We start from the raw sequence: 23,088 nt of genomic DNA, 5'->3' as shown, positions 1-23,088 counted from the left end.
GAGCATTACCACTACTAGCTATCTAGCAGCGGACATTTCCAGAAAAACCTAGACTACCAGCGTACAGACAAACGCCAGCAGTTCGCGTCCACCTCGTGGCGGGGGCGAGGAATCGGCTGCGAACCAGCGTGGCCCTTGCACTTCCACCGCCATTACCAGTGGTGCCGTTGGCCAGGGCATTTCCGGCAGCCAGGCCGCAAGTAGCGGCAGCGGCATCAGGATTTTAGCGCCTAGCTCGTGGGCTGGGGCCGAAAGCTTGTGCAAGTGACTGCTGAAGTCGCAGCAATTGTCTTTGACAACGGGCCTAGGCGGCGCCAGTTGGCCGTTGCAGCCGCGTAAGGCCATCTGGCCCGGCACCGATACTTCAACCTTGCTACGCCCACTTATCCGGCAAGTATGCCGCTGCACACTGAGGCCCACCGAGGCGGTGAGCACCAGTACAGCCAGCAGTAGGCTGACGAGGCGACGGAAGTAAGAGTGGCGTGGCATTACGGGGCAAAGGTAAGACCTATAGTCCAAGGTAACCGTGCGAAAAAAGGGCCGGCTAGGTACAACATCCGGGCGAACTAGAACATCCGCTGGCCGCGCTAAGTTGCCTCCACCGGAGCTCTGCCACTTTGGCAATAACCAAGCTAGCTGAGTTGATTGCACCCTTTTCAGGCGCTGTAATCCCCGTTAAAACCGCTTTTAAACGCTGTGACGGCCATTTTGCGTTTGTGGTAAGAAATGGTAAATCGTGGTTGATTTCTAAAAGGCTTCCGTACATTTGCTAATACCGCCTGCTTTCTCTCCCGGTGGTCCGTGCCCATGAACCTGTTATCCGGCGAATACGAATGCAAGCTTGACCCCAAGGGGCGACTTGTGTTGCCGGCCAAGGTGAAGGGCAACCTCCCCGAGCAATCGGGCAACCAATTGGTGCTGGTGCGTGGCTTTGAGCCCTGCCTGGTGCTCTACCCACGGGCTGCATGGCGCGTCATCCACGAAAAAGTGATGGCGCTCGATGAGTTTAATGAGGAATATCGGCAGTTTCAGCGGAACTTCTTTCGGGGCATGACGGAGGTTGAACTTGACACCATCAATCGGTTTATGCTGCCTCGGAGCATGTTACGCTACGCAGGTATTGAGAAGGAAGCAATAATTGTGGGCTTGGGCAACCGCTGCGAAATCTGGGACCCTGCCCGCTACGATGAGTTTCTCATTAAAGATCAGCAGAGCTTTAGTAAGCTGGCGCAGAAGTTTTTATCAATTGAAACTCCGCCGCTCAGCGGCTTGGCCGCATGAGTGAGTACAACAACGATATTGCCTACCACCGCCCGGTAATGCTAGCTCAATGCCTAGCCGCGCTCGACCTGCAGCCCGATGGCCGCTACGTCGATGTCACGTTCGGCGGCGGCGGTCACTCCGCGCGCATTCTGGAAAAACTCACGACCGGCCACCTCTACAGCTTCGACCAGGACGCCGATGCAAAGGCTGAAGCGGATAAGCTGCGCAGTCCTCAATTTACGTTTATAAAGGCTAATTTTCGTAGCCTGTCCGTTGAACTTCAGCAGCTTGGTGTATTACCCGTCGATGGGCTGCTGGCTGACTTGGGCGTCAGCTCGCACCAGTTCGACACGCCCGAGCGCGGATTCTCCACGCGCTTTGATGGTCCCCTCGACATGCGCATGGACCCGGATGGGCTCCTGACAGCCGCCGACATTCTCAACGATTATAAGGAGGCCGACCTGCACCGCATTTTCGGCATGTACGGCGAAGTGACCAACGCTCGCACGCTGGCCCAAACAGTGGGCGCGGCCCGCCGGGGCCGGCGTCTCGAAACCATCGCCGAACTCAAGCAGGCCATTCAGTCCTGTACGCCGCGTGGCAAGGAAAATAAATACTTGGCCCAGGTATTCCAAGCGCTGCGTATTGAGGTGAACCAGGAAATGCAGGCATTGCAGGAAATGCTCCTGCAAACGGCCGATGTGCTGCGGCCGGGCGGGCGGCTGGTGGTGCTAAGCTACCACTCGCTGGAAGACCGGTTGGTGAAGAATTTCATTGCCAAGGGCAAGTTTTTTGGGGCCGTCGAAAAAGATTTCTTCGGCAATGAAAGCAAGCCCTTTGAAGCAGTGAACCGCAAGCCCGAAGAGGCCGACCCCGCCGAAGTTGCGCTGAACAGCCGGGCTCGGAGTGCTAAATTGCGGGTTGCAATAAAGAACTAAAAAATTTAAATATAAAATTTTGAATTGTATAGGTAGAATCAACGGATTAAAATTTGGGCAATCTTCTGGTTATCGGCGCTATATGTGCTGATAATTTGGTCTCTCAGACCTGTTCATAGCCCGACACGATTTTTGATTCAACCCTCTAGATTTAACATTCAAAACTTGTAAAGAAAGTGGCCACTAATACCTTCAAACCCACCGACAGCCCCCGCCGGGCCAATGTGCCCCGGGAGGTGCCCGCGCCGGCCCCGGAGGTGCAGCCCGTGGCCGCGGTAGTGGAAGCCCCAGTGCCGGAGCCCCAGCCAGCTCCCGAAAAGCGCCCCCGTAAGCCTGCCGCCCCACCCCGGGTCCGCAGCTCGTGGAGCCTGTTTTCGCTGCTCGATCGGATGACGAGCGTCGACGGGCTGTTTCGCGAAGGCTTGCCGGTGCGCTACCTGCCGCACCTGCTGTTCGTGATGCTGCTGACGCTGCTCTATATCGGCAATACGCACTACGGCAACCGTATGAACCGGAGTATTCAGCGGCTCAAGCAGGAAACGGAGGACCTTAGGGCCGACTATACTACGCTGAAATCGGACTACATGGAGGCCAGCAAGCAAAGCGAAGTGGCCCGCAAAGTGGCGGCCTTTGGGCTGGTTGAAAGCTCCTCGCCGCCCTTCCGCATCACGGTGCCAGCTGGCCACTTAGATGCAGCCGAACTGGAACTGATGCCCGTGCTCACAGCGGACACGCTAGCGGCCCGAGCAGCCCGCGACTCGGCTGCCGCGCAACGAAACGATTTATTAGCCGGGCGCAAGCCAATCGAGTCCAGTAATGGCGATGACGATAGCGGCCCCGAAATCATTGGTGCGCCACCTCAGGCGCTGGAGGGTGACTCCGCTGGAGTTAGTGCGCCCGCCGCACGGGCTGTCCCGGCGCGTAAGGCTGCACCACGAGTTACTAAGTCAAAGGCAGCCAGTACTATAAAGACGAAACGGGGCCGCGCTACGCGCCGAAACGTGGGCAATACGGATAAGCCCAACAACAAGAATAAGGTACAAAAAAGTACAACGAAGCACAAGCCCAGGCAGGCAGAAAAGCAGGCCGTTAGAAATCATTCCCGATGAAAGGCAACGTTAAGAAGTCCATTGTCACGCGTGTGCGGCTGGCCTTTTTGGGGGTAGCCGTATTCTCGTGCGCCATTTTTTGGAAAGCCACCCGTATCCAGTTTCAGGAAGGAGGCAAGTGGCGCGCCCTCGAGCAGGAGCGGCGCATCAGCTACCAGCCGGTGCCGGCCACCCGCGGCAATATCTATTCGGACAACGAAAGCATCATGGCTACCTCGCTGCCGTTTTACCGGGTGGCTTGGGACCCGGGCGTAGTCGATGATGCCGTTTTCAACGCCGGGGTTGATTCCCTGGCGTGGCATCTGTCGCACTTCTTTGGCGACCGTAGCGTGCAGGAATACCGCCGCCGCTTAATCAATGCGCGCCGGGCTAAGGAGCCAGCGCTGCGCTACATCCGCCTGAACTCGCGCCAAATCAATTTTCAGGAAAAGAAGATGCTGGCCAACTGGCCCATTTTCCGAACGAAGCGTAACCGTGGCGGCGCCATTTTTGAAAAGGTGGACAAGCGGTTTCGACCTTTCGGGGGCTTGGCCCAGCGCACCATTGGCTTCGTGAACGAGGACCGACACGGGGCAGGCTTGGAATATACCTTCGAGCAAAGTCTGGCAGGCAAAGCCGGAGAAGCCTTGTTTGAGCGGGTGCCCGGCGGCGTGAAACCCGTGTACGATGGTACCGAAATTAAGCCCCTGCCCGGCTACGACGTGAAGACTACCCTCGATATTAACTTGCAGGATGTAGCCGAGAATGCCTTGTATAAGTCCTTGGTCGATAATAATGCTCAGTATGGCTGCGTAATTCTGATGGAAGTGACCACTGGGGAAATAAAGGCCGTGGCCAACCTAGGCAAGGCTTCGGACGGCACCTATAAGGAAGACTACAACTACGCTTTTGCCGACCAGGGCCGCACCGAGCCAGGCTCAACGTTCAAGCTCGCCTCGATGATGGCCTTGTTTGAGGCCCGGCCGAACATCGAGCTCGACGATATTGTGGACACCGGCAACGGCCGCATGCTGGTGGGTGGCGCCGTGAAGTCAGACTCGCACGGTTACGGCCGCATCACGGTGCAGCAGGTGTTTGAGAAGTCGTCGAACATCGGAGTAGCCCGCTTGGTGAATGAGAACTTCGCTAAAAATCCGACCGAATACACCGACTACCTGAAGAAGTTTGGTCTCGATAAGCCCCTTGGTTTCCAGATGGCGGGCGAGGCTCAGCCCTACGTGAAAGACCCGAAGGACCGCAGTTGGAGCCGGACGTCCCTGACTACCATGAGCATCGGCTACGAGCTGAAGCTCGCGCCCCTGCAAACACTGGCCTTCTATAACGCCGTGGCCAACGGCGGCGTAAAAGTGCAGCCGCTCATCGTCAGGGAAATCAAGCAGGCCGACCAGGTGTTGCAGCGCAACGAAACCAAGGTGCTGAATCCCAAGATCTGCTCCGACGCCACGCTGGCCAAGGTGAAGGCCATGATGGAAGGCGTTGTGCTTGAGGGCACGGCCCGTAGCATTCGGCCGAAAGACTACAGCATTGCCGGCAAAACCGGCACGGCCTGGAAGTTTAAGAATGGGCAGTATACCAAGACCTACTCTACGAGTTTTTGTGGCTATTTCCCCGCCGACAAGCCCAAATATAGCTGCATTGTGGTAGTCGATTCGCCCCGTAATGGTCGCATTTATGGGGCCGACGTGGCTGCGCCAGTGTTCCGCGAAGTAGCGGATAAGTGCATGGCACGCGACCTGCTGAGCCAGCGTCCTCTGCTGGCCAAAGCCCGCTTGAACAAGAGCCGCGTGCCCCTGGTGCGTGCCGGCATGCAGGATGAGCTGGCGCTGGTGTGCCAGAAGCTCGGGCTGGCGGGCCAAACCCAGGCTACTGGCGGCGAGGAGTGGGTGCGCGCCGCCTCAGACACCGCTTTCCACGCCCGGACCGTGGCGCTGGTTGTGAACCCGGTACGCGCCGGTCGGGTGCCTCAAGTGCGCGGCCTGACCCTGCGCGATGCCCTGTTTCTGCTGGAAAACAAAGGGCTGCACGTGCGAGCCATTGGTACGGGCCGGGTGCGCGAGCAGTCGCTGGCCGTGGGCACATCTATCAAGCGCGGCGATATAATCACCCTCACGCTGGTGGATTCGGGTCCGCGCCTGGCCGCGCCTCGAGCTTTGCCCGAGCCTGAGCACACCGACCTTGCCGAAAATAAGCTGCTGACCCCTGCCGACCCGGAGCCGTTGACCAAGGCCGCCAAACCATTTGCCGCCGGTACCAAGGCCAAGGTGTTGCTGCCTGTTTTGGATAAGCCAGTAGCAGCCATTGCTAAGCCTGATGCGGGCAAGAAAACCGTTGCTAAAAGCAAATCGGAAGCAGCCACTGGCAAATCTGCTCCCAAAGCCAAAGAGCCCACCGCCAGCCCAGCCCGCAAAAATTCCAAAAAGCCCGCTGGTCCGACTCCGGCTAACCCTGCGGTCCGCCGCGCCTAAGCTGTTCCACTTGTTGGGCAGTATTAGTCTGAATACTACCTGCATCCTACCGATTACCCATTTGATGATTTCCCTGCCGCTCTTTTCTCTGCTTACCGACGTGACCGTGCTGGCTCAGCACGGCTCCACCGACGTGCCCATCACCGTCCTCACGCTCGACTCGCGCGAAGCCGGACCGGGCGTGGCCTTCTGTGCGCTCCGCGGCACCGCCACCGATGGTCACAAGTTCATCGAATCCGCCGTGGCGCAGGGCCTGACCGCCGTTGTCTGCGAAGAACTGCCGGCGGTGCTGAATCCGGCCACGACCTACGTGGTGGTTAAGGACAGTGCCGCGGCGCTGGCTCACATGGCCGCGGCGTTTCACGGGCATCCTTCGCGGCAGCTAACGCTAATCGGGGTGACTGGTACGAACGGTAAAACGACTTGCGCCACGTTGCTGCACAAGCTATTGCGCGAGCTGGGCTACCACGCCGGCTTACTTAGCACGGTGCAGAATCAGATTGATGAAGAAGTCATTCCCTCGACTCACACCACACCCGATGCCATTCGGCTGAACGCGCTCCTGGCGCGCATGGTGGCGGCCGGGTGTACCCACGCCTGCATGGAGGTCAGCAGCCACGCCGTGGCTCAGCACCGCGTCACGGGCCTGCGCTTCGCCGGGGGCGTATTCACCAACCTCACGCACGACCACCTCGACTATCACGGCACGTTTGATAACTACCTGAAAGCCAAAAAAGGCTTTTTTGATGCCCTGCCCAAAACCGCTTTCGCCCTCACCAACGCCGACGACAAGCGCGGGCCGGTGATGCTCCAAAACACGGCTGCCCGCCGCGAAACCTACTCGTTGCGGGGGGCAGCCACTTTCCGGGCCAAGCTCGTGGGCAACGAAGTACATGGCCTGCACCTCGAAATCGACGGCCGCGAAATCCTGTTTCGCCTCATCGGCGTGTTCAATGCCTACAACCTCCTGGCCGTGTATGGGGCAGCCGTACTGTTGGGCGAGGACCCCACTGAAGTCCTCACCGTCCTCTCGGGCCTGACCACTGCACCAGGTCGATTCGAGCCGGTAGTTTCGGAAAAACAGCGCGTTACAGGGATAATCGACTATGCCCACACGCCCGACGCGCTGGAAAATGTGCTCCAGACACTGCACGAGATTCGTGAGCCCAGCCAGCAAATAATCACGGTGGTGGGCTGTGGCGGCAACCGCGACGCCGCCAAGCGCCCCATCATGGCCAGCCTCGCCGCGCGCCTCTCCGATAAGGTCATTCTCACTGCCGATAACCCCCGCTTCGAAGACCCCAACGACATCCTGGCCCAGATGCGGGCCGGCGTGACGGCGCCTGACGCAACCAAAGTTCGCGTGGTGCCCGACCGCCGCGAAGCCATCAAAACTGCCGTGCAATTAGCTGGTAGTGATGATATTGTGCTGGTGGCCGGCAAGGGACACGAGAATTATCAGGAAATACGCGGCGTGAAAGCCCCTTTTGATGACAAATTAATTTTAACCGAAATTTTCTCAGAACTCAAAAAATAGAACGTCTGTGCTGAAGCATGACCGTTCGTTTGACTCCCCGGCCTAGTCGGCTCTTCCAATGCTTTTTTATCTCTTCCGTTACCTGCACGACCATTTCCACCTGCCCGGCACCGGGGTGTTTCAGTACACTACGTTCCGGGCCGGGCTGGCTGTGGTCATTTCCCTGCTCATCGCCCAAACGTTTGGCCACCGCCTCATTCGGCTGCTGCAGAGAAAGCAAGTGGGCGAAAGCATCCGCGACCTGGGTTTGCAAGGCCAAAATGAGAAAAAAGGCACGCCTACTATGGGTGGCCTCATCATCATTCTAGCTATTCTGGTGCCGGTGTTACTGCTGGCGCGGCTGCGTAACATCTACATTATTCTCATGCTGCTCAGCACAGTGTGGCTGGGGCTAATTGGATTTCTTGATGATTATATCAAGGTGTTCCGCAAGAATAAAGAGGGGCTGAGTGGTCGGTTTAAGGTACTAGGCCAGGTTGGTCTGGGGCTCACTGTAGGCTGGGTGCTGTTTTACAGCAACGAAATAACCGTGCGGCAATACCTGCTGCCCAATGGCCAGTATTCGGCCATCGAAGCTACCAAAGTATTCAAAGACTTGCACTTGATGATTACGACTGTGCCGTTCATGAAGAATAACGAGCTGAACTATGGCGACTTATTCGCCACAGCCGGCACGTTTTTCAACGGTCTCTATGGTTTTCTCTACATTCCCATCGTCATCTTCCTGATAACGGCGGTGAGCAACGGCGCCAACATCACAGACGGCCTCGATGGGCTGGCGGCCGGTACTTCGGCCATCATCGGTATCACGCTGGCCATTTTTGCCTTTGTTAGTGGTAATGCCTTATTGGCTGATTATTTGGATGTTATGTTTATTCCGGATTCTGGTGAGTTGGTTATTTTCTGTACGGCTTTTGTTGGGGCGTGCATCGGGTTCCTGTGGTATAATAGCTATCCGGCGCAGGTTTTTATGGGCGATACGGGTTCCCTGGCCCTGGGCGGCATCATTGCCGTGCTGTCGCTCATCGTGCGTAAAGAGCTGCTGATTCCTATTCTATGCGGCATATTTCTGGTTGAGAACCTGTCGGTAATCGTGCAGGTGAGCTACTTCAAATACACCCGCCGCAAATACGGCGAGGGCCGCCGCCTGCTGCGCATGTCGCCGCTGCACCACCACTACCAGAAGCTGGGCTACCACGAATCCAAAATTGTGTCGCGCTTCTGGATTGTTGGTATCATGCTGGCTGTTATTACTTTAGTTACGTTGAAATTGCGTTAAGAATGAACATTGTTATCCTCGGAGCGGCCGAAAGTGGCGTTGGAGCGGCCTTGCTGGCACAGGCTAAAGGCCACGCCGTGTTTGTGTCTGACCGCGGCGCCATTCAGGCCGATTATAAAGCTAAACTCACCCAGGCCGGTATCGAATTTGAAGAAAATCAACACACGCTGGAGCGCATTCTTCAGGCCGAAGAGGTAGTTAAAAGCCCCGGCATCCCGGAAAAGGCCCCGGTAATTCATGCTCTGCGTGAGAAGAATATTCCGATTATCTCCGAGATTGAGTTTGCTGGCCGCTACACGCAGGCCAAGTGCATCTGCATCACGGGTACCAATGGTAAAACCACTACCACGCTGCTTATCTATCACTTGCTGAAGTCGGCGGGTCTGAATGTGGGCTTGGCCGGCAACGTGGGCTACAGTCTGGCCGAGCAGGTAATAGCCGACGTGCACGACTATTACGTAGTGGAGCTGAGTAGCTTTCAGCTCGACGACACCCACGAGTTTCAACCCTGGGTAGCCGTGCTGCTCAACATCACGCCCGACCACCTCGACCGCTACGGCTATTCGCTGGAAAACTACGCCCAGGCCAAACTGCGTATCACCCGTAACCTGACCAATAGTGGAGTCTTCATCTACAACGCCGATGATGAAGTGACGGGCAAATATTTCCAGTCCGCGTTTTTGCAAGCGCGCCAGCTGCCATTCAGCCTGCACTACCGGCCCGACATGCATATGGCCGGCTACTACACGGCCGAGGAAAAGCTCTGTACCAACCTCCAGCCCGGCATCAACGATAAAGGCGAAGAAGTTAGCACCGCCAGCTCGCCCCTCATCGGCCAGCACAACCGCCAGAATACCCTGGCCGCCGTGCTGGCCGCCCGCGTGGCCGGCCTGAGCACCGCTCAAATTGAGGCGGCCCTAGCCACGTTCCGCAACGCCGACCACCGTCTTCAACTCGTGGGCGAAATCAATGGCGCGCGCTTTATCAACGACAGCAAAGCCACCAACGTGGAAGCCGCTTGGTATGCCCTCGACGGTATTCGCCAGCCAATAGTGTGGATTGCCGGCGGCACCGACAAGGGCAACGACTACAGCAGCCTGCTCAACTTGGCCGAGCGCCGGGTGAAAGCCCTCGTCTGCCTGGGAATTGATAATGCCAAGCTACGTACCGCCTTCGATAACGTGGTGCCCCACGTGGAAGAAGCCCAAAGTATGACCGATGCCGTGCGCCGCGCCGTCGCCCTGGTCGCCCCCGGCGACGTGGTGCTGCTCTCGCCCTGCTGCGCCAGTTTCGATTTATTTAAAAACTACGAAGACCGGGGCCGGCAATTTGCCGAAGCTGTGCAAGAGTTGAGCCGCCAAAACTTGTCAGAATCAGCGTAATCAACTAAATTAGTTAAAATCAGTGATTATGAAAACCTGGCTGCAACGCAACCTCAAAGGCGACCCCATTTTGTGGGCCATCGTACTGCTGTTTTCCTTCATCAGCATTGCCGTCGTGTATTCCGCCACCGGCACGCTGGCCTACAAAAAAATGGACGGCAACACCGAGCATTTTCTCTTTAAACACTCGGCCTTGATTTTCGTTGGATTGGGCTTTATGTGGTTGGCTCATCGCATCGACTACCGTTACTATTCGCGGCTGGCGCTATACGCGCTGCTCGTGTCGGTGCCGCTGCTGCTGTTCACCTATTTAATGGGTTCGAGTATCAACGAGGCCTCGCGCTGGCTCACCATTCCGGTGATTAACCAGACATTTCAGCCCTCCGACTTAGCCAAGCTGGCCCTGATTTCACACCTAGCCAGCATGCTCAGCCGTCGGCAGCAGCACCTGCAGGATTTCTGGACGACCTTGTTTCCGGTGATGCTGTGGGTGGGTATTATCTGCGGACTGATTGCTTTGACCAATGCCTCTACCTCGTCGCTGCTGTTCGCTACCTGCTTGCTGCTCATGTTTATCGGCCGCGTGCCCCTCAAGCAAATGCTGGTGATGGTGATTATTGGCGTAACTGTTGGTGGCGCGGCACTGGCCAGCGGCCAGCGCTGGAAAACGGTGCAGTCCCGCCTCGAAAACTTCTCCGACCCAACGAAGAAGACGCCCTTTCAGCTCGAACACAGCTACATCGCCATTGCCACCGGCGGCATTGCCGGCAAAGGCCCCGGCAAAAGCACGGAGCGTAATATTCTGCCGCATCCATATTCTGACTTTATCTACGCCATCATCATCGAAGAATACGGCCTGTTGGGTGGAGCCGTGGTGCTGTTTCTCTATCTGGCTTTCCTGTATCGAGGGCTCAAAACGGTGATGAATAGTTACGGCGCCTTTGGGGGCCTGCTTTCGGCGGGGCTAAGCTTTAGTCTGGTGTTGCAGGCGCTGGTAAATATGGGCGTGGCCGTCGGGTTGGGGCCCATCACGGGCCTGCCGCTGCCACTGCTGAGCATGGGTGGTACTTCACTTATTTTCACGGGTATAAGCATTGGTATTATTCTGGCCGTCAGCCGTGGCGAGCGCGAAGTACGCCCCATGACCGGTGAGCCCGACGATACAGCACGCATCCCCAGCCAGCGCGCCGCGTATGCGTGATTTCAACAGAGTAAACAGAATACTTCTTACTAATTAGTTCGAAGTAATTCCTGCTTCTGACGGACTTCGTAAAGGAATTACGAAGCTGCTTTTAACCCCGCGAAACTTCGCGCTCGATGCCAATTAACTCTCCTCTTCGCGTCATTATCAGCGGCGGCGGCACCGGCGGGCATATTTTCCCCGCCGTGGCCATCGCCAATGAATTGCGTCGTCGGCTGCCCGATACCGAAATATTATTTGTGGGCGCCAACGGCCGCATGGAAATGACGCGCGTGCCTGACGCCGGTTACAAAATCGTAGGCCTCGATATTACCGGCCTGCAGCGCCGCCTCACCCCGCAAAATCTATTGTTTCCGGTGCGCGTATTTCGCTCGGTGCGCAAAGCCGGGAAATTAATTGAGGAGTTCCGGCCCGATGCAGTAGTAGGAGTAGGGGGCTACGCTTCGGCGCCGGTGCTACTGGCCGCCACCTCGCGGGCCATCCCGTCGCTCATTCAGGAACAGAATTCCTACGCCGGTTTGGTCAATAAATTACTGGCCCGCCGGGTGGGCCGCATTTGCGTGGCCTACGAGGGCATGGAAAAGTTCTTCCCTGCTGATAAGCTAGTGGTGACCGGCAACCCCGTGCGCACCGAGATTGCCGACGGCAACCGGGCCGAAGCACGCGCGCATTTCAGCCTAAATCCCGCGAGGAAAACCTTGCTCGTCGTAGGCGGCAGTCTCGGGGCCCGCACCCTTAACCTAGCCACTGCGGCGGCGCTGTCCCGCCTGCGCGAAGCTGGTGTGCAACTGCTCTGGCAAACGGGCAAACTCTATTTCTCCGAAGCCCAAAAGCAGGCCCAGGCGCACCAAGAAGACGGTTTACACGCTCTGGAGTTTATTCAGCGCATGGATTTGGCTTACGCCGCCGCCGATGTTGTAGTGAGCCGTGCGGGCGCGCTGTCGGTTTCGGAGCTTTGCCTCACCGGGAAGGCTTCCATCCTCGTCCCGTCGCCAAACGTGGCCGAAGACCACCAAACCAAAAATGCCCAGGCGCTAATGAGCAAAGGCGCGGCCGTGCTCATCACCGACGAGCACGCTCCCGCGCGTCTGTACGATGAAGCGCTGCGCCTCTTGGCCGATACCGAGCGTCAACAGCAGCTCAGCATTCGCGTCCGCGAGCTGGCCCGGCCAAATGCCACTACCGCAATTGTCGACGAGTTATTAAAGTTAATTCCAACTAAAAATTAAAAATGAGTAATTAAAAATGCGGCAAGAATCTCTGCGAATGTGCTGCATAAAACCGTTTTTAATTCATGCGTTTTAATTCGAAATTTTGAACCAGTTTCCCTACGTTTTCTTCCTAGGTATTGGCGGCATCGGCATGTCGGCCCTGGCGCGCTGGTTCCACGCCAACGGCCACCAGGTAAGCGGCTACGATAAGACGGAAACGCCCCTCACGCAGGCGCTGGTGGCCGAAGGAATCATCGTTCATTACGTCGATGCCGTGGAAAATATTCCGGCTGAAATTCGGGAAAATCGTGCCGAAACGCTTGTGGTGCTCACGCCCGCTATTCCGGCCGATAGTCGGGAATGGGCCTGGCTGCGCGCCGAGGGCTACGATATTCGCAAGCGCAGCCAGGTGCTGGGTGTGCTCACTCAGGGCCGCTACACCATTGCGGTAGCCGGTACGCACGGCAAAACCACCACCAGCAGCATGGTGGCCCATTTGCTACACCATGCCGGCCTCGACGCCGGCGCTTTCCTAGGAGGAATCGCGGTGAATCTGGGCAGTAATCTGCTCTTGCCCGCCACGGCCGCCGCACCTATTGTGGTAGAGGCTGATGAATATGATCGTAGTTTCCTCACACTATTTCCTGACGTTGCCATCGTCACGAGCACCGATGCGGACCACCTCGATATTTACGGTGACCAAAATTCACTAATTGATTCGTTCCGCCAATTTGTGGCACAGATAAAGCCGGGCGGCACGCTTCTAATTAACCATACCGCCGACCCGAGCGTGGCCGCGGCGGCGCCGGTTGGTACCACTGTCATCCGCTACGGCCTCAACGTTGAGCAAGGGCCGGAATTATTTGCGGCTAATATTATTGCTGAAGGGCAACAGTTTTATTTCAATTTGCACAGCCCGCACGGCACGGTAACCAACCTGGAATTGGCCGTGCCGGGCTACCACAACGTGGAAAATATGCTGGCTGCGGCGGCTGTAGCCCAGTCGCAAGGTGTTGGGGAGGAAAGATTGCGCGCGGCAGTAGCTGCTTATCGTGGCGTGAAACGTCGATTTGAGTTTGTGGTGGTCACGGGCCGCGAGAATGTTTATCTGGATGATTATGCCCATCACCCACGCGAAATAGAAGCCTTCCTACGTTCAGTACGAGCGTTATATCCAAACAAGCGGTTGCGCATCATCTTTCAGCCTCATCTTTTTACCCGCACTCGCGACTTTGCTGAGGGATTTTCCAAAAGCTTAAGCATTGCCGATGAGGTGTTTTTGCTGGATATTTATCCTGCTCGCGAAAAGCCATTACCGGGAATTACCTCGGAAATAATTCTGAATAACATCACCGCTTCAACTAAAGCAATTCTGACTAAGGAACAAGTGCTTACAGCCGCTGCTGCCGATAATTCATTCGATGTTTTGGCTACGGTCGGCGCGGGGGATATTGATATGCTAGTGCCGCAGTTAAAATTGATACTAACGGAGCGTTGGAAATAAATAAAACGTCAATTAGCCAAGCATCTAAAATCATTCACTCACCACATCACCCACTTAATTCTTGGAACGCACCGTTAGAAATTTTCTTGTAGCTGCTGCTTGCCTGTTGGTGCTGGGTGGGCTAGGTGTATTTGCGGCGGTGCGCCAGGCATCGCGTCCAGTAGACAAAATCACGGTTAACATCGCCAACGAATTCGATAACTATTTCATCAGCGAGCGGGGCGTGACGGCCTTGCTCACCAAGGGGGGCGCCGACCCCGTGCTCGGCACACTGCCCGAAGGGCCGCGCCTGCGTCAGCTCGAAGCCCGTTTGCGAGCTCATCCCTTCGTGCGCGAAGCCCAAGTGTACCGCGACCTGGCGGGTAACCTCCACGCCGATGTGCGCCAAAATCGACCTATTGCTCGCATCACACACCCCGATACTCGGCTCGATACATACGTGGATATGGAAGGCCGTGCCCTACCACTTTCGCCCCTGTTTACAGCCCGTGTGGCAACGGTAGCACGGCCTGGTGGCGCTAGCCTGCCAAATGGATTTTTCCGGGATAGCACCGGGCGCCGCTACCTCGAATTTTTACGTTATGTCGACGAGCACGAGTTCTGGAAAGCGCAGGTTTCGGAGGTGTTTATTGAGCCCGGCGGCAAGCTCTCGTTCACGCAGCAAGTCGGCGACCAACGTATTGAATTCGGGCTACCCGAAAATATTTCGGAGAAGTTTGCCAAGCTTATGGTATTTTACCGTCAAATTCCGTCAGTTCTGGGGTGGGATACTTACCACCGCGTTAACGTAGAATACCAAAATCAAATTATCTGCGAATGACAATTCGCTGAATCATAGGCCTTTGTGGCCAAAAATTCCCAGTTCCCAACCCACTGCTTCTTCAGTGCTTGCCAGCACCGCTCCTATGCAACAAGACAAAATCGTCGTCGGGCTCGACATCGGCACCACAAAAATCTGCGCCCTGGTGGGCCGTAAAAACGAATTCGGCAAACTCGAAATCCTCGGCATGGGTAAAGCCGTGTCGGAAGGGGTTTCACGGGGTATCGTACTCAACATTGATAAGACAGTTGACGCTATCAAACGGGCTATTCGGCAAGCCGAAGAACAGTCCGGAATTAGCATTGGAGTAGTAAATGTTGGCATTGCTGGGCAGCATATCAAGAGCCTCCAGCACAACGGCAGCATCACGCGCAACTCGGCCGATACCATCGGTCCCGACGACGTGACCCGCCTCACCCAAGACATGTACCGCCTCGTGACCCAGCCCGGCTCACAAATCATTCACGTGATGCCGCAGGACTACAAAGTGGACTATGAGGAAGGCATCTCCGACCCCGTGGGCTACGAAGGTGTGCGTCTGGAAGGCAACTTCCACATTATTACTGCACAAAGCACGGCCATCAACAACATCAACAAGTGCGTGACCAAGGCCGGGCTGGAAATTGCCGACCTAATTCTGGAACCGCTGGCCAGCAGCATGTCCATCCTATCTGAAGAAGAGAAGGAGGCCGGCGTTGCACTGATTGACATCGGCGGTGGCACCACCGACCTGGCCGTGTTCAAGGACGGCATTATCCGTCATGCGGCGGTATTGCCGTTTGGTGGCAACATCATTACGCAGGACATTAAGACCGGCTGCAATGTGGCTCCCGGTCAGGCCGAGCAGCTGAAAGTGAAATTCGGCAAAGCCATTGCCGAGGAAGCCTCCGACTACGAAATCGTGAGCATTCCCGGCCTGCCCAACCGCCCACCGAAGGAGGTTTCATTGAAGAACCTGGCGTACATCATTGAGGCTCGCATGTCGGAAATCATGGAGTTGGTGTATGCCGAAATCTATCGCATGGGTCTGCACGACAAGCTGTCAGCTGGCATCGTGCTGACGGGCGGCGGCTCGCAGCTCCAAAACCTGGAGCAGCTCACCGAGTATATCACCGGTTTGGATACCCGTATCGGTTACCCCAACCAGCACCTTGGCAAAAGCCGTATCGAAGCCGTAAAATCGCCGATGTACGCCACCACCGTGGGCTTGGTCCTGTCGGGCTATCACTCGCTCGATGAGCGGCAGAACATGCGTGCGCCTTACGAGCAGGAGGAGCAAGTGTTACCATCGTACTATGCCCCCTTGGCAGCTCAGATTGTGCCGGCTCCGGCCGAAGCGCGGGCTTCGGTGCCCGCCGCGACGCCACCGGCTCCCGCTCCGACACCTCCCAAGCCCAAGGAGCCCGGTGCCGCCAGCCGTTTCTTCAAGGACATTATCAGCCGTACCAAAGGGCTGCTGATTGACGATTACGACGATAAATCCTACTAGAGATAATTGTAAATTACGAGTTATGAATTAGGAGTTAATATTCCCATTTGGGCTATTTCTCACAATTAATTCATAACTTGCAATTTATAATTCATAAGTAAAAAGTATGAATTACAAATTCGATATTCCAGCCCAGAATAAGTCCATCATCAAGGTAATTGGGGTGGGTGGTGGTGGCTCCAACGCCGTGAAGCACATGCATAAGCAGGGCATCAAGGACGTGGAGTTTATTATTTGCAACACCGACCATCAGGCCTTGCAAAGCTCCACGGTGCCCAATAAACTCCAGATTGGGGTTGACCTGACCGAAGGGCTGGGCGCGGGCGCCAAGCCCGAGCGTGGCCGCCAAGCGGCCATCGAGAGCAAAGAGCAAATCCGCGAACTGCTGAACCATGGCACCAAAATGCTGTTCATCACGGCCGGAATGGGTGGTGGTACCGGCACGGGGGCAGCCCCGGTGATTGCGCAAGTAGCGCAGGAGCTGGGCATCCTGACCGTTGGCATCGTGACGGCGCCATTCTTGTTTGAAGGTAAGAAAAAGCGGCTTCAGGCCGAGTTGGGCATCAAGGAATTGAGTGAGCACTGCGATACGGTGCTGGTAATTCTCAACGACAAGCTGCCCCAGATTTACGGCAACCTTACGATGAGCGCCGCCTTTGCCAAGGCCGATACGGTCTTGACTACGGCAGCCAAGTCGATTGCTGAAATCATCACGGTGACGGCGGATGTGAACGTCGACTTTGAAGACGTGAAAACGGTGATGAAGGACAGTGGCGCCGCCGTAATGGGCAGCAGCATGACCGAAGGCGAAAACCGCGCCCGCCGTGCCGCCGAGGAAGCCCTGAACTCGCCCCTGCTCAACAACACTGACATTCAGGGTGCGCAGAAAATACTGCTTTCCATCATGTCGGGTGCCGAGCACGAGCTGGAAATGGACGAGCTGACCGAAATTACGGAGTACATCCAGGAGAAAGCTGGCCAGGACGCGGAAATGATTTTCGGCCACGGCATCGACGACTCGCTGGGCCAGAATATTCGCGTGACGGTGATTGCGACGGGCTTTGCCCGTGATGCGCACTCCATTAATACGCCGGGAGTGAGTAACACGGAGGTCGCTGCTGCACCGGTTGAAACTGCCCCAACGCCCGTAGTACCCACTTCTCCGGTTGCTGGCAACCCAACCGCACCTTTTGTGCCCAGCTTCGGGACCCCAGCCTCTGAGCCCGCTCGGATAACGTTCGACTTGAACGGTCCTGCGGCACATAATGCGCCCCCACTCGCTGGTATCCCCGCCAGCGCGCCCGGCGAACCGGTGCTGACTTCGAATACGCCGACCAGTACCCCGGAAACCACCCGGCCCCGCCCGGCCCTGGATGCGCAGGCTTTGGAGCGCCGCCGCCGTCTGCAAGAGCTAAGCAATGGCTTGCCACCCGAAGCAGTAGCCCAATATGACACGCCCGCTTACCTTCGCCGGCAGGTGAAGCTGGAGAATGTGGAGCCTAGTTCTGCGCAGAATATCTCGCGGTTTAACTTGTCAGACGATAATGAATTACTAGGAGATAACCGCTTCTTGCATGACAATGTGGACTAGGTAATTTGCTAATTTTCAAACCAGAAAGGGCCGCTGCTGAGAATATCAGCAGCGGCCCTTTCTGGTTTGAAAATTAACTTTAATGTCTATTTGGTTAGTATCTGACCTGAGTTGAACAGTTGCTTGAGTACTAGAGCTTAGTGCCGAAAAAAGGACTTTTACAAGTTGAGAATGTGGATTGGAACTGGTAGTTTCTTACTCAGAAGTCGTGTAGGAAAGCCGGTCTTTCCAACGATTCAATGGGGATTCGAGCAGGTTCCAGGAAAGGGCAGCCAAGGCTATCAGGAGCGGAGTGAGGACCGCGACCGTCGCTAGGGGACTTAGCCAGAAGGCCCGCAGGTCGGCGCCGTGCGGGCTATTGAGGGGAAACAGGCGGAATACCGCCCGCTGGTAGAACACGGGTAGGAGCAGGTGGTAGAGGTAGCAACCGTAGCTACGTAGGCCCACCCATTGCAAGAACGGGTTCAATAAGAAGGAATTGCCTGGGTCATAATCCGCTGCTGGCTGCCGCATTACCCAGGCTAGCGTGAGGAAAGCGGCCCCGCTGCCAGCGCTGGTGTAGGTAAGCAGCCACAGTGCGTGGGCATCGGTGAGGTGGGTAATTCCCCAAAGCCCTACCCAGCCCAGCCAGGCCAGCAACACCCACTGGCCCCGCGCCAACTGCTGGACGCGGCCGTGATGCTCGGTGATGCGTAAAATGGCTCCCAATGCGAACATATCGAGGCAGGAGGGGAGTAGTACAAGCACGAAATTGGAGGTGATCCAGGCGCTCCATGCTACGCGAAATAGCAGACCAGCCAATGCTACCGCCAGGAGTGTGCTGACCCGCTGACCCACCAAGCCTAAAAGAAACGGCCAGATGAGGTAGAACTGCTCATCCACGGCCATGGTCCAGTAATGGCCCACGCCTTCGCCCCAGTGCTGGAGGCGGTAGAACAGCACGTTGGAGAAAGGCAGAATGAACCAGCCGGGATACTCATGAAGCGTGGCCAGAGGCAGCAGCGCACCCAGGGCCAGGGCGGCATAGTACGGTGGCAGGGTGCGGAGTATCCGCCGTTGGTAGAAGGTTCGCAGGCGGCTCCACCACGGGCCGGAGGCGCCGGAATGTACCCGCTGCTTCCAGATGATGCCGGAAATAAGGTAGCCGCTGAGCACAAAAAAGGTGATGCGGCCCATTTCCCCCACCGGAAACGGCAGGCGGGCCCAGTGCCCAAACACTACCAGCCACACCGCGATGGCGCGCACGCCATTCAGGGTGGGGCGGTAGGCAATCGGCGGGATGTTGGCGGACATAGAGGCTGGCTAGCAGCTCAAAATAACGGAGCAGAAAGCCACGGCCAGCCCCCAGCCACTAATGACGCGGCAGAAAACCTACCCAACGGTATGATACACTGCCTGTACGTCCTCGTCGTCCTCGAACTTTTCGATGATGGTCATTATCTCATCCAATTGCTCGTCGTTGAGCGCGACGGTGGTGTTGGGCACGCGTTGGAGGTTGACGCTGACCACGTGGCGGCCCTGGGCCTCAAGCGCTTTCTGCATCTGACCGAAGTCGGTGAAGGCAGTTTCGACCACGATATACTTATGCTCGGTGCCGTGCTCGTCTTCTTCGGTGGTTTCGTACACATCCTCCGCCCCGAAATCGATGAGTTCCAGCTCCAGTTCGTCGCGGTCGAGGCCTTCGGCGGCCAGCTTGAACACGCCTTTACGGGTGAAGGTGTAGTCGGAAGAGCCGGCAGTGCCGAGCGTGCCTTCGTTGCGGTTGAAGATGAGGCGCACGTTGGAAACGGTGCGGGTGGGGTTGTCGGTGGCGGTTTCGATGACGACGGCCACGCCGTGGGGCAAGTAACCTTCGTATACAACTTCTTGGTAATCTTTTTCTTCCTTGCTGCTGGCGCGCTTGATGGCTGCTTCCACCCGGTCTTTGGGCATGTTCACGCCTTTGGCGTTTTGCATGGCGGCGCGCAGGCGGGCGTTGGTGTCGGGGTTGGGGCCATTTTCTTTCACAGCCATCACAATTTCCTTACCGATGCGGGTAAAGTCTTTCGACATTTTATCCCACCGCTTCATTTTGCGGCCTTTGCGAAATTCGAATGCGCGTCCCATAGTGGGGTCAATTAGCAGTTAACAGTTAGCAATGAGCCGTTTCGGACACTTGCGTAGAATGGAGCGGTCGAAACGGCCTGCAAGTTAGCCAGAAGGGGCGGGGGCCGCCAAATACCGCGGAAGGGCCGGGCTAGCGGCGGCGCTTTTTGCCGGGCTTGGCAGAAGATGCCGTGGGCACGGGCCGCGCTTTGGGTGCTGCGGCTACTAGCTCATACACGCCTTTATTGCCAGTCGGATAGCCAAGGATGGTGATGGTAAGGTGCTTACTGGCGGGGTCGAACTTAAAGGTGCCCCGCTGCACATCAGTACCTTTCAGGTCGGTGAAGGTGAAACGGATGCTGTCGCTGGTGAGAGTGAAGCGGCCGGCTTGGTTGAAATAGTGGGGGCCGCTGGGGGCGACAATGCTCAGGTGCTTCTCGTAGGTGCCGTCCGGACGCAGGGTGAGCGTGCCGCCCACGCCGCGTACCTGGGTGGGCTCGTCCGGACTGGTGGTGTCATACACAGTGTAGGCCGTGTATTGGTAGCTCGTATAAAACCCAGGCAGCGGCCCCGGCGTTTGGGCGTGGGCAGCAAAGTGAAAACACGTCAGCAGCACGAAACTGCCGTAGCAACGATTAAGCATGGGGGTGAAATCAATAAATCGAAAATACGACATCACCGCACAAGGTAAAACCATACCACCTTTGCGGTAAGGACCTTTAAACCTTAGCAGGTAATCGTTGAACCTTACCCCCGGCCCCTCTTTTGCGGAGAGGGAAGCCTAGCGACGCAGTAGAGATGCTTCGGCAGGCTCAGCATGACGTTCTGAGGTATTCCCAGCCTGCGCTACTCTATTCTCGCTCGCAGTCTAATCCGTTAAGTTGTTCTAATCCTTCTAAATCCGTGCTACTGTGTGACCTCATCAGCCGTGCCGCCAAGCTGCCTGGAGCTGACGTGTGCCTCGTGGGCTTGCTGTTAGATTTTGGGACGGTGTTCGAAGGTGGCCGGGCTGGGGACGTTGGTGCCACAGCCTTAGCTGCCCACGCCGCGCCGGTAAGGAAGTTGGGGCTTCGGCGGCGCGACGGCGGGCTTCTTTTTACCGCGCCGCCGGCCACCGGTGAGTAGCCACGCCGTTCCAGCGGCCAGAATACCCGCTCCGATCATGGCCGCTTGCAATGGTAACTTATCCTTGGCAGGTGGGGGCAGGTGCTCTACGCCGTTGGCGTCGGTGCGGGCCGGCTCATTCACGTAGCGGCCGCTGGCGGGCACGGGGTAACTGGCGGCCAACGCCCGCAGCCCGGCCGCCGCCTCCGGGCCTTTGATAACCGGACCGTGGCCGCAGCCAATGGCTTTGGGTTCCAAATCGGCCAGCAATTGCACCGATTGCCGGGACGCCGCCCAGTCGTAGTTGAACGGTGTGCCGGCTCGACTGATTTTGGGGCGGTCCAGCAGCAGGGCCGGGATGGAGTCGTGGTCAACCGTGGCAAAGGCATCGGCACCAATCAGGGTGCGGTCGGCTTCGCGGAAGAAGGCGAGTTGGCCCGGCGCGTGGCCCGGTACGTGCAGCCAGCGCCAGTTCAGGAGGTAGGGGGCGCCGGAGTCGTTGGGGTCGAGGGTTTGCACCCGCGCCTCCAGGTTAGGCAGTTGCTTCGGAAAAAAGCGGCTCATGAATGCCAGCGAGCCACCCACCGTGGGGTCGTTCGGCGGGTAGAAGGCCTTACCGGTGACGTAGGGCAGTTCCAGCGGGTGCACGATGACGGGCACCTGCCAGTGGTCGGCCAGCTCGCGGGCCGAGCCGAGGTGGTCGAGGTGGCCGTGAGTGAGGAGAATGGCCTCGGGGTGAGAGCCCGTATAAAAGAGCTTGTCAGCGGCGGCAATAATAGTTTTAGTGCTGCCAGGCAGGCCGGTGTCAATCAAGACCCACTCGCCGGGCGTGCCGGTTTCGATGAAATACACGTTGACAAAGCGCTGAATGCGCAGCTGGGTGACGCCGGCGGCTACAGTATCCATAGGGAGATTTAGAGAGGAAAGGGATGGAATGAAGGCATACGACGATTTCGGCGGAAGGTGGGCAGTAGCCGGCCAATAAAAAAATAAAACGGGGCTTGTAACGAATCGAGAAATAGCCGGTAACCCATTCACAAGCCGCCCTCTGATTTGAAACTGCGGTAGGGTTCACCAGTGCTCGTTTGGCTTCATCCTTATTAATCACTTTCAACTCTCATTCACCATGAAGACCTTGATTTCCGCGCTTGCCCTTGCTTGCAGCGCACTTTCGGCCGCCGCTCAAACTGCCGCGGAGCCCCAGTTCAAAATCAGCTGTGAAGAGGGCAACTGGTCGTGGCGCAACGGCGAAAACAAGCGCTTCTGCGAAACCCGCGACCTGACCATGAGCGCCCCCACGGGCCAGCCGCTCACCATCGACGGGGGGGCCAACGGCGGTATCACGGTGCACGGCTGGGCGGGTTCGAACGTGCGAATTCGGGCTAAGGTGCAGAGCTGGGCCAGCAGCGAAGCCGAGGCTCAGTCGCGGGTGAAAAGCGTGACCATCAGCACGGCGAATAATAAAATTCTGGCGACATCTGCCGACAAGGATGAGCATTACAGCGTGAGCTACGAAATATTCGTGCCTCGGCAAACGGCGCTGGCCCTCAACACGGTTAACGGCGGCATTCACCTTGATAATCTGCAGTCCGACATCAAGTTTCACGCGGTTAACGGCGGCGTGTCGCTCGCCAGCCTGGGCGGTCAGGTGAGCGGCCTAACCGTGAACGGCGGCCTGAACATCACCCTCACCGGCAACAAGTGGGACGGCAAGGGCCTCGACGTGGAAACCACCAATGGCGGCATCCATTGGAAGCTGCCCCAGGATTATTCGGCCCAATTATTCACCAGCACCAACATGGGCAACATCCGGACGGCCTTGCCGGTCACCAAATCGGGCATGTTTCACAAGGAATTGACTGCCAGCCTCGGCAAAGGGGGCGTCGCGGTGAAAGCCGTGACTACCAACGGCGGCATCAGCGTGGACCAGGGACGCGACTAAGCCGGGCAACGGGAAGGTGAAGCTGAGCAAAGCAGCTCAGCTTCACCGGCCTTGTTCAGGAAATGTGGAGTAAGCACCAAACGACGAATACTATCTTTACTTTTCAGCCATAGTGGTATTTGTTTAAGAAGCTGTTTGAGTTAATTTAGGGTCATGGAAAAGGTCGTC

At 57.0% G+C, this 23,088-nt stretch carries 19 protein-coding genes; 14 read left to right on the top strand and 5 right to left on the bottom strand.

Annotated elements, in window-relative coordinates:
* Nucleotides 1-48: 48 nt before the first annotated feature.
* A complete protein-coding gene (locus WX88_RS23925) occupies nt 49-489 on the bottom strand; it encodes a hypothetical protein (protein ID WP_046246956.1) in 441 nt (146 codons plus the stop codon).
* 318 nt (nt 490-807) lie between these two features.
* Here WX88_RS23925 and mraZ point away from each other — a divergent pair, with 318 nt between their 5' ends.
* The 13 genes from mraZ to ftsZ all read left to right on the top strand — a co-directional run bounded on the left by mraZ (nt 808) and on the right by ftsZ (nt 17,789).
* Entirely contained in the window at nt 808-1,281 is a 474-nt protein-coding gene (gene mraZ / locus WX88_RS23920) for a division/cell wall cluster transcriptional repressor MraZ (protein WP_046246955.1), read from the top strand.
* Nucleotides 1,278-2,201 carry a 16S rRNA (cytosine(1402)-N(4))-methyltransferase RsmH gene (gene rsmH, locus WX88_RS23915; protein ID WP_046246954.1) on the top strand — a complete coding sequence of 308 codons (924 nt, stop codon included), beginning with the start codon at nt 1,278-1,280 and terminating at the stop codon, nt 2,199-2,201. The genes mraZ and rsmH overlap by 4 nt, the downstream gene beginning before the upstream one ends.
* Nucleotides 2,202-2,377: 176 nt before the next feature.
* Nucleotides 2,378-3,310, top strand: coding sequence for an FtsL-like putative cell division protein (locus WX88_RS31575; RefSeq protein ID WP_072053093.1), 933 nt, complete (start codon nt 2,378-2,380; stop codon nt 3,308-3,310).
* Nucleotides 3,307-5,775, top strand: coding sequence for a penicillin-binding transpeptidase domain-containing protein (locus WX88_RS23905; RefSeq protein ID WP_082116275.1), 2,469 nt, complete (start codon nt 3,307-3,309; stop codon nt 5,773-5,775). The genes WX88_RS31575 and WX88_RS23905 overlap by 4 nt, the downstream gene beginning before the upstream one ends.
* 64 nt (nt 5,776-5,839) lie before the next feature.
* Complete coding sequence (locus WX88_RS23900; RefSeq protein ID WP_046246953.1) at nt 5,840-7,312, top strand: UDP-N-acetylmuramoyl-L-alanyl-D-glutamate--2,6-diaminopimelate ligase; 1,473 nt, start codon at nt 5,840-5,842, stop codon at nt 7,310-7,312.
* A gap of 58 nt (nt 7,313-7,370) precedes the next feature.
* Nucleotides 7,371-8,591 (top strand): phospho-N-acetylmuramoyl-pentapeptide-transferase, encoded by a 1,221-nt coding sequence (gene mraY, locus WX88_RS23895; RefSeq protein ID WP_046246952.1) that lies wholly within the window; start codon nt 7,371-7,373, stop codon nt 8,589-8,591.
* A 2-nt stretch (nt 8,592-8,593) separates the two neighbouring features.
* The gene (gene murD, locus WX88_RS23890) at nt 8,594-9,973 is read left to right on the top strand and encodes a UDP-N-acetylmuramoyl-L-alanine--D-glutamate ligase (RefSeq protein WP_046246951.1); all 1,380 of its coding nucleotides are present in this window, start codon (nt 8,594-8,596) and stop codon (nt 9,971-9,973) included.
* 28 nt (nt 9,974-10,001) lie between these two features.
* On the top strand, nt 10,002-11,174 hold the full coding sequence (locus WX88_RS23885) for an FtsW/RodA/SpoVE family cell cycle protein (protein WP_046246950.1): 1,173 nt from the start codon (nt 10,002-10,004) through the stop codon (nt 11,172-11,174).
* Nucleotides 11,175-11,290: 116 nt separating this feature from the next.
* On the top strand, nt 11,291-12,403 hold the full coding sequence (gene murG / locus WX88_RS23880) for an undecaprenyldiphospho-muramoylpentapeptide beta-N-acetylglucosaminyltransferase (protein ID WP_046246949.1): 1,113 nt from the start codon (nt 11,291-11,293) through the stop codon (nt 12,401-12,403).
* An 85-nt stretch (nt 12,404-12,488) separates the two neighbouring features.
* Nucleotides 12,489-13,889 carry a UDP-N-acetylmuramate--L-alanine ligase gene (gene murC / locus WX88_RS23875; RefSeq protein ID WP_072053092.1) on the top strand — a complete coding sequence of 467 codons (1,401 nt, stop codon included), beginning with the start codon at nt 12,489-12,491 and terminating at the stop codon, nt 13,887-13,889.
* A gap of 61 nt (nt 13,890-13,950) precedes the next feature.
* A complete protein-coding gene (locus WX88_RS23870) occupies nt 13,951-14,709 on the top strand; it encodes a cell division protein FtsQ/DivIB (protein WP_046246948.1) in 759 nt (252 codons plus the stop codon).
* Nucleotides 14,710-14,794: 85 nt separating this feature from the next.
* Nucleotides 14,795-16,198 carry a cell division protein FtsA gene (gene ftsA, locus WX88_RS23865; protein WP_046246947.1) on the top strand — a complete coding sequence of 468 codons (1,404 nt, stop codon included), beginning with the start codon at nt 14,795-14,797 and terminating at the stop codon, nt 16,196-16,198.
* 106 nt (nt 16,199-16,304) lie between these two features.
* Nucleotides 16,305-17,789, top strand: coding sequence for a cell division protein FtsZ (gene ftsZ / locus WX88_RS23860; protein WP_046246946.1), 1,485 nt, complete (start codon nt 16,305-16,307; stop codon nt 17,787-17,789).
* A 195-nt stretch (nt 17,790-17,984) separates the two neighbouring features.
* On the opposite strand, the gene WX88_RS23855 is transcribed toward ftsZ, so the two are convergent.
* The 4 genes from WX88_RS23855 to WX88_RS23840 all read right to left on the bottom strand — a co-directional run bounded on the left by WX88_RS23855 (nt 17,985) and on the right by WX88_RS23840 (nt 21,884).
* Nucleotides 17,985-19,082, bottom strand: a complete 1,098-nt coding sequence (locus WX88_RS23855) for an acyltransferase family protein (protein ID WP_046246945.1) — start codon at nt 19,080-19,082, stop codon at nt 17,985-17,987.
* Between the two features lie 78 nt (nt 19,083-19,160).
* Nucleotides 19,161-19,895 carry a YebC/PmpR family DNA-binding transcriptional regulator gene (locus WX88_RS23850; RefSeq protein ID WP_046246944.1) on the bottom strand — a complete coding sequence of 245 codons (735 nt, stop codon included), beginning with the start codon at nt 19,893-19,895 and terminating at the stop codon, nt 19,161-19,163.
* Between the two features lie 130 nt (nt 19,896-20,025).
* On the bottom strand, nt 20,026-20,517 hold the full coding sequence (locus tag WX88_RS23845) for a hypothetical protein (RefSeq protein ID WP_046246943.1): 492 nt from the start codon (nt 20,515-20,517) through the stop codon (nt 20,026-20,028).
* Between the two features lie 389 nt (nt 20,518-20,906).
* Complete coding sequence (locus WX88_RS23840; protein ID WP_052733047.1) at nt 20,907-21,884, bottom strand: MBL fold metallo-hydrolase; 978 nt, start codon at nt 21,882-21,884, stop codon at nt 20,907-20,909.
* Nucleotides 21,885-22,104: 220 nt separating this feature from the next.
* Between WX88_RS23840 and WX88_RS23835 the strand changes: the two genes are divergently transcribed.
* Nucleotides 22,105-22,920, top strand: coding sequence for a DUF4097 family beta strand repeat-containing protein (locus WX88_RS23835; RefSeq protein ID WP_046246942.1), 816 nt, complete (start codon nt 22,105-22,107; stop codon nt 22,918-22,920).
* Nucleotides 22,921-23,088: the final 168 nt, after the last annotated feature.

Origin of the sequence: Hymenobacter terrenus, assembly GCF_000972495.1 — a bacterium.
Taxonomy (GTDB): domain Bacteria; phylum Bacteroidota; class Bacteroidia; order Cytophagales; family Hymenobacteraceae; genus Hymenobacter; species Hymenobacter terrenus.
This window is presented reverse-complemented; position numbering and strand designations above follow the sequence as displayed.

Coding starts and splice junctions, on each gene's coding strand:
- WX88_RS23925 (WP_046246956.1), bottom strand. CDS start 489: ATGCCACGCCACTCTTACTTCCGTCGCCTCGTCAGCCTACTGCTGGCT.
- mraZ (WP_046246955.1), top strand. CDS start 808: ATGAACCTGTTATCCGGCGAATACGAATGCAAGCTTGACCCCAAGGGG.
- rsmH (WP_046246954.1), top strand. CDS start 1,278: ATGAGTGAGTACAACAACGATATTGCCTACCACCGCCCGGTAATGCTA.
- WX88_RS23905 (WP_082116275.1), top strand. CDS start 3,307: ATGAAAGGCAACGTTAAGAAGTCCATTGTCACGCGTGTGCGGCTGGCC.
- WX88_RS23900 (WP_046246953.1), top strand. CDS start 5,840: ATGATTTCCCTGCCGCTCTTTTCTCTGCTTACCGACGTGACCGTGCTG.
- mraY (WP_046246952.1), top strand. CDS start 7,371: ATGCTTTTTTATCTCTTCCGTTACCTGCACGACCATTTCCACCTGCCC.
- murD (WP_046246951.1), top strand. CDS start 8,594: ATGAACATTGTTATCCTCGGAGCGGCCGAAAGTGGCGTTGGAGCGGCC.
- WX88_RS23885 (WP_046246950.1), top strand. CDS start 10,002: ATGAAAACCTGGCTGCAACGCAACCTCAAAGGCGACCCCATTTTGTGG.
- murG (WP_046246949.1), top strand. CDS start 11,291: ATGCCAATTAACTCTCCTCTTCGCGTCATTATCAGCGGCGGCGGCACC.
- ftsA (WP_046246947.1), top strand. CDS start 14,795: ATGCAACAAGACAAAATCGTCGTCGGGCTCGACATCGGCACCACAAAA.
- ftsZ (WP_046246946.1), top strand. CDS start 16,305: ATGAATTACAAATTCGATATTCCAGCCCAGAATAAGTCCATCATCAAG.
- WX88_RS23855 (WP_046246945.1), bottom strand. CDS start 19,082: ATGTCCGCCAACATCCCGCCGATTGCCTACCGCCCCACCCTGAATGGC.
- WX88_RS23850 (WP_046246944.1), bottom strand. CDS start 19,895: ATGGGACGCGCATTCGAATTTCGCAAAGGCCGCAAAATGAAGCGGTGG.
- WX88_RS23845 (WP_046246943.1), bottom strand. CDS start 20,517: ATGCTTAATCGTTGCTACGGCAGTTTCGTGCTGCTGACGTGTTTTCAC.
- WX88_RS23840 (WP_052733047.1), bottom strand. CDS start 21,884: ATGGATACTGTAGCCGCCGGCGTCACCCAGCTGCGCATTCAGCGCTTT.
- WX88_RS23835 (WP_046246942.1), top strand. CDS start 22,105: ATGAAGACCTTGATTTCCGCGCTTGCCCTTGCTTGCAGCGCACTTTCG.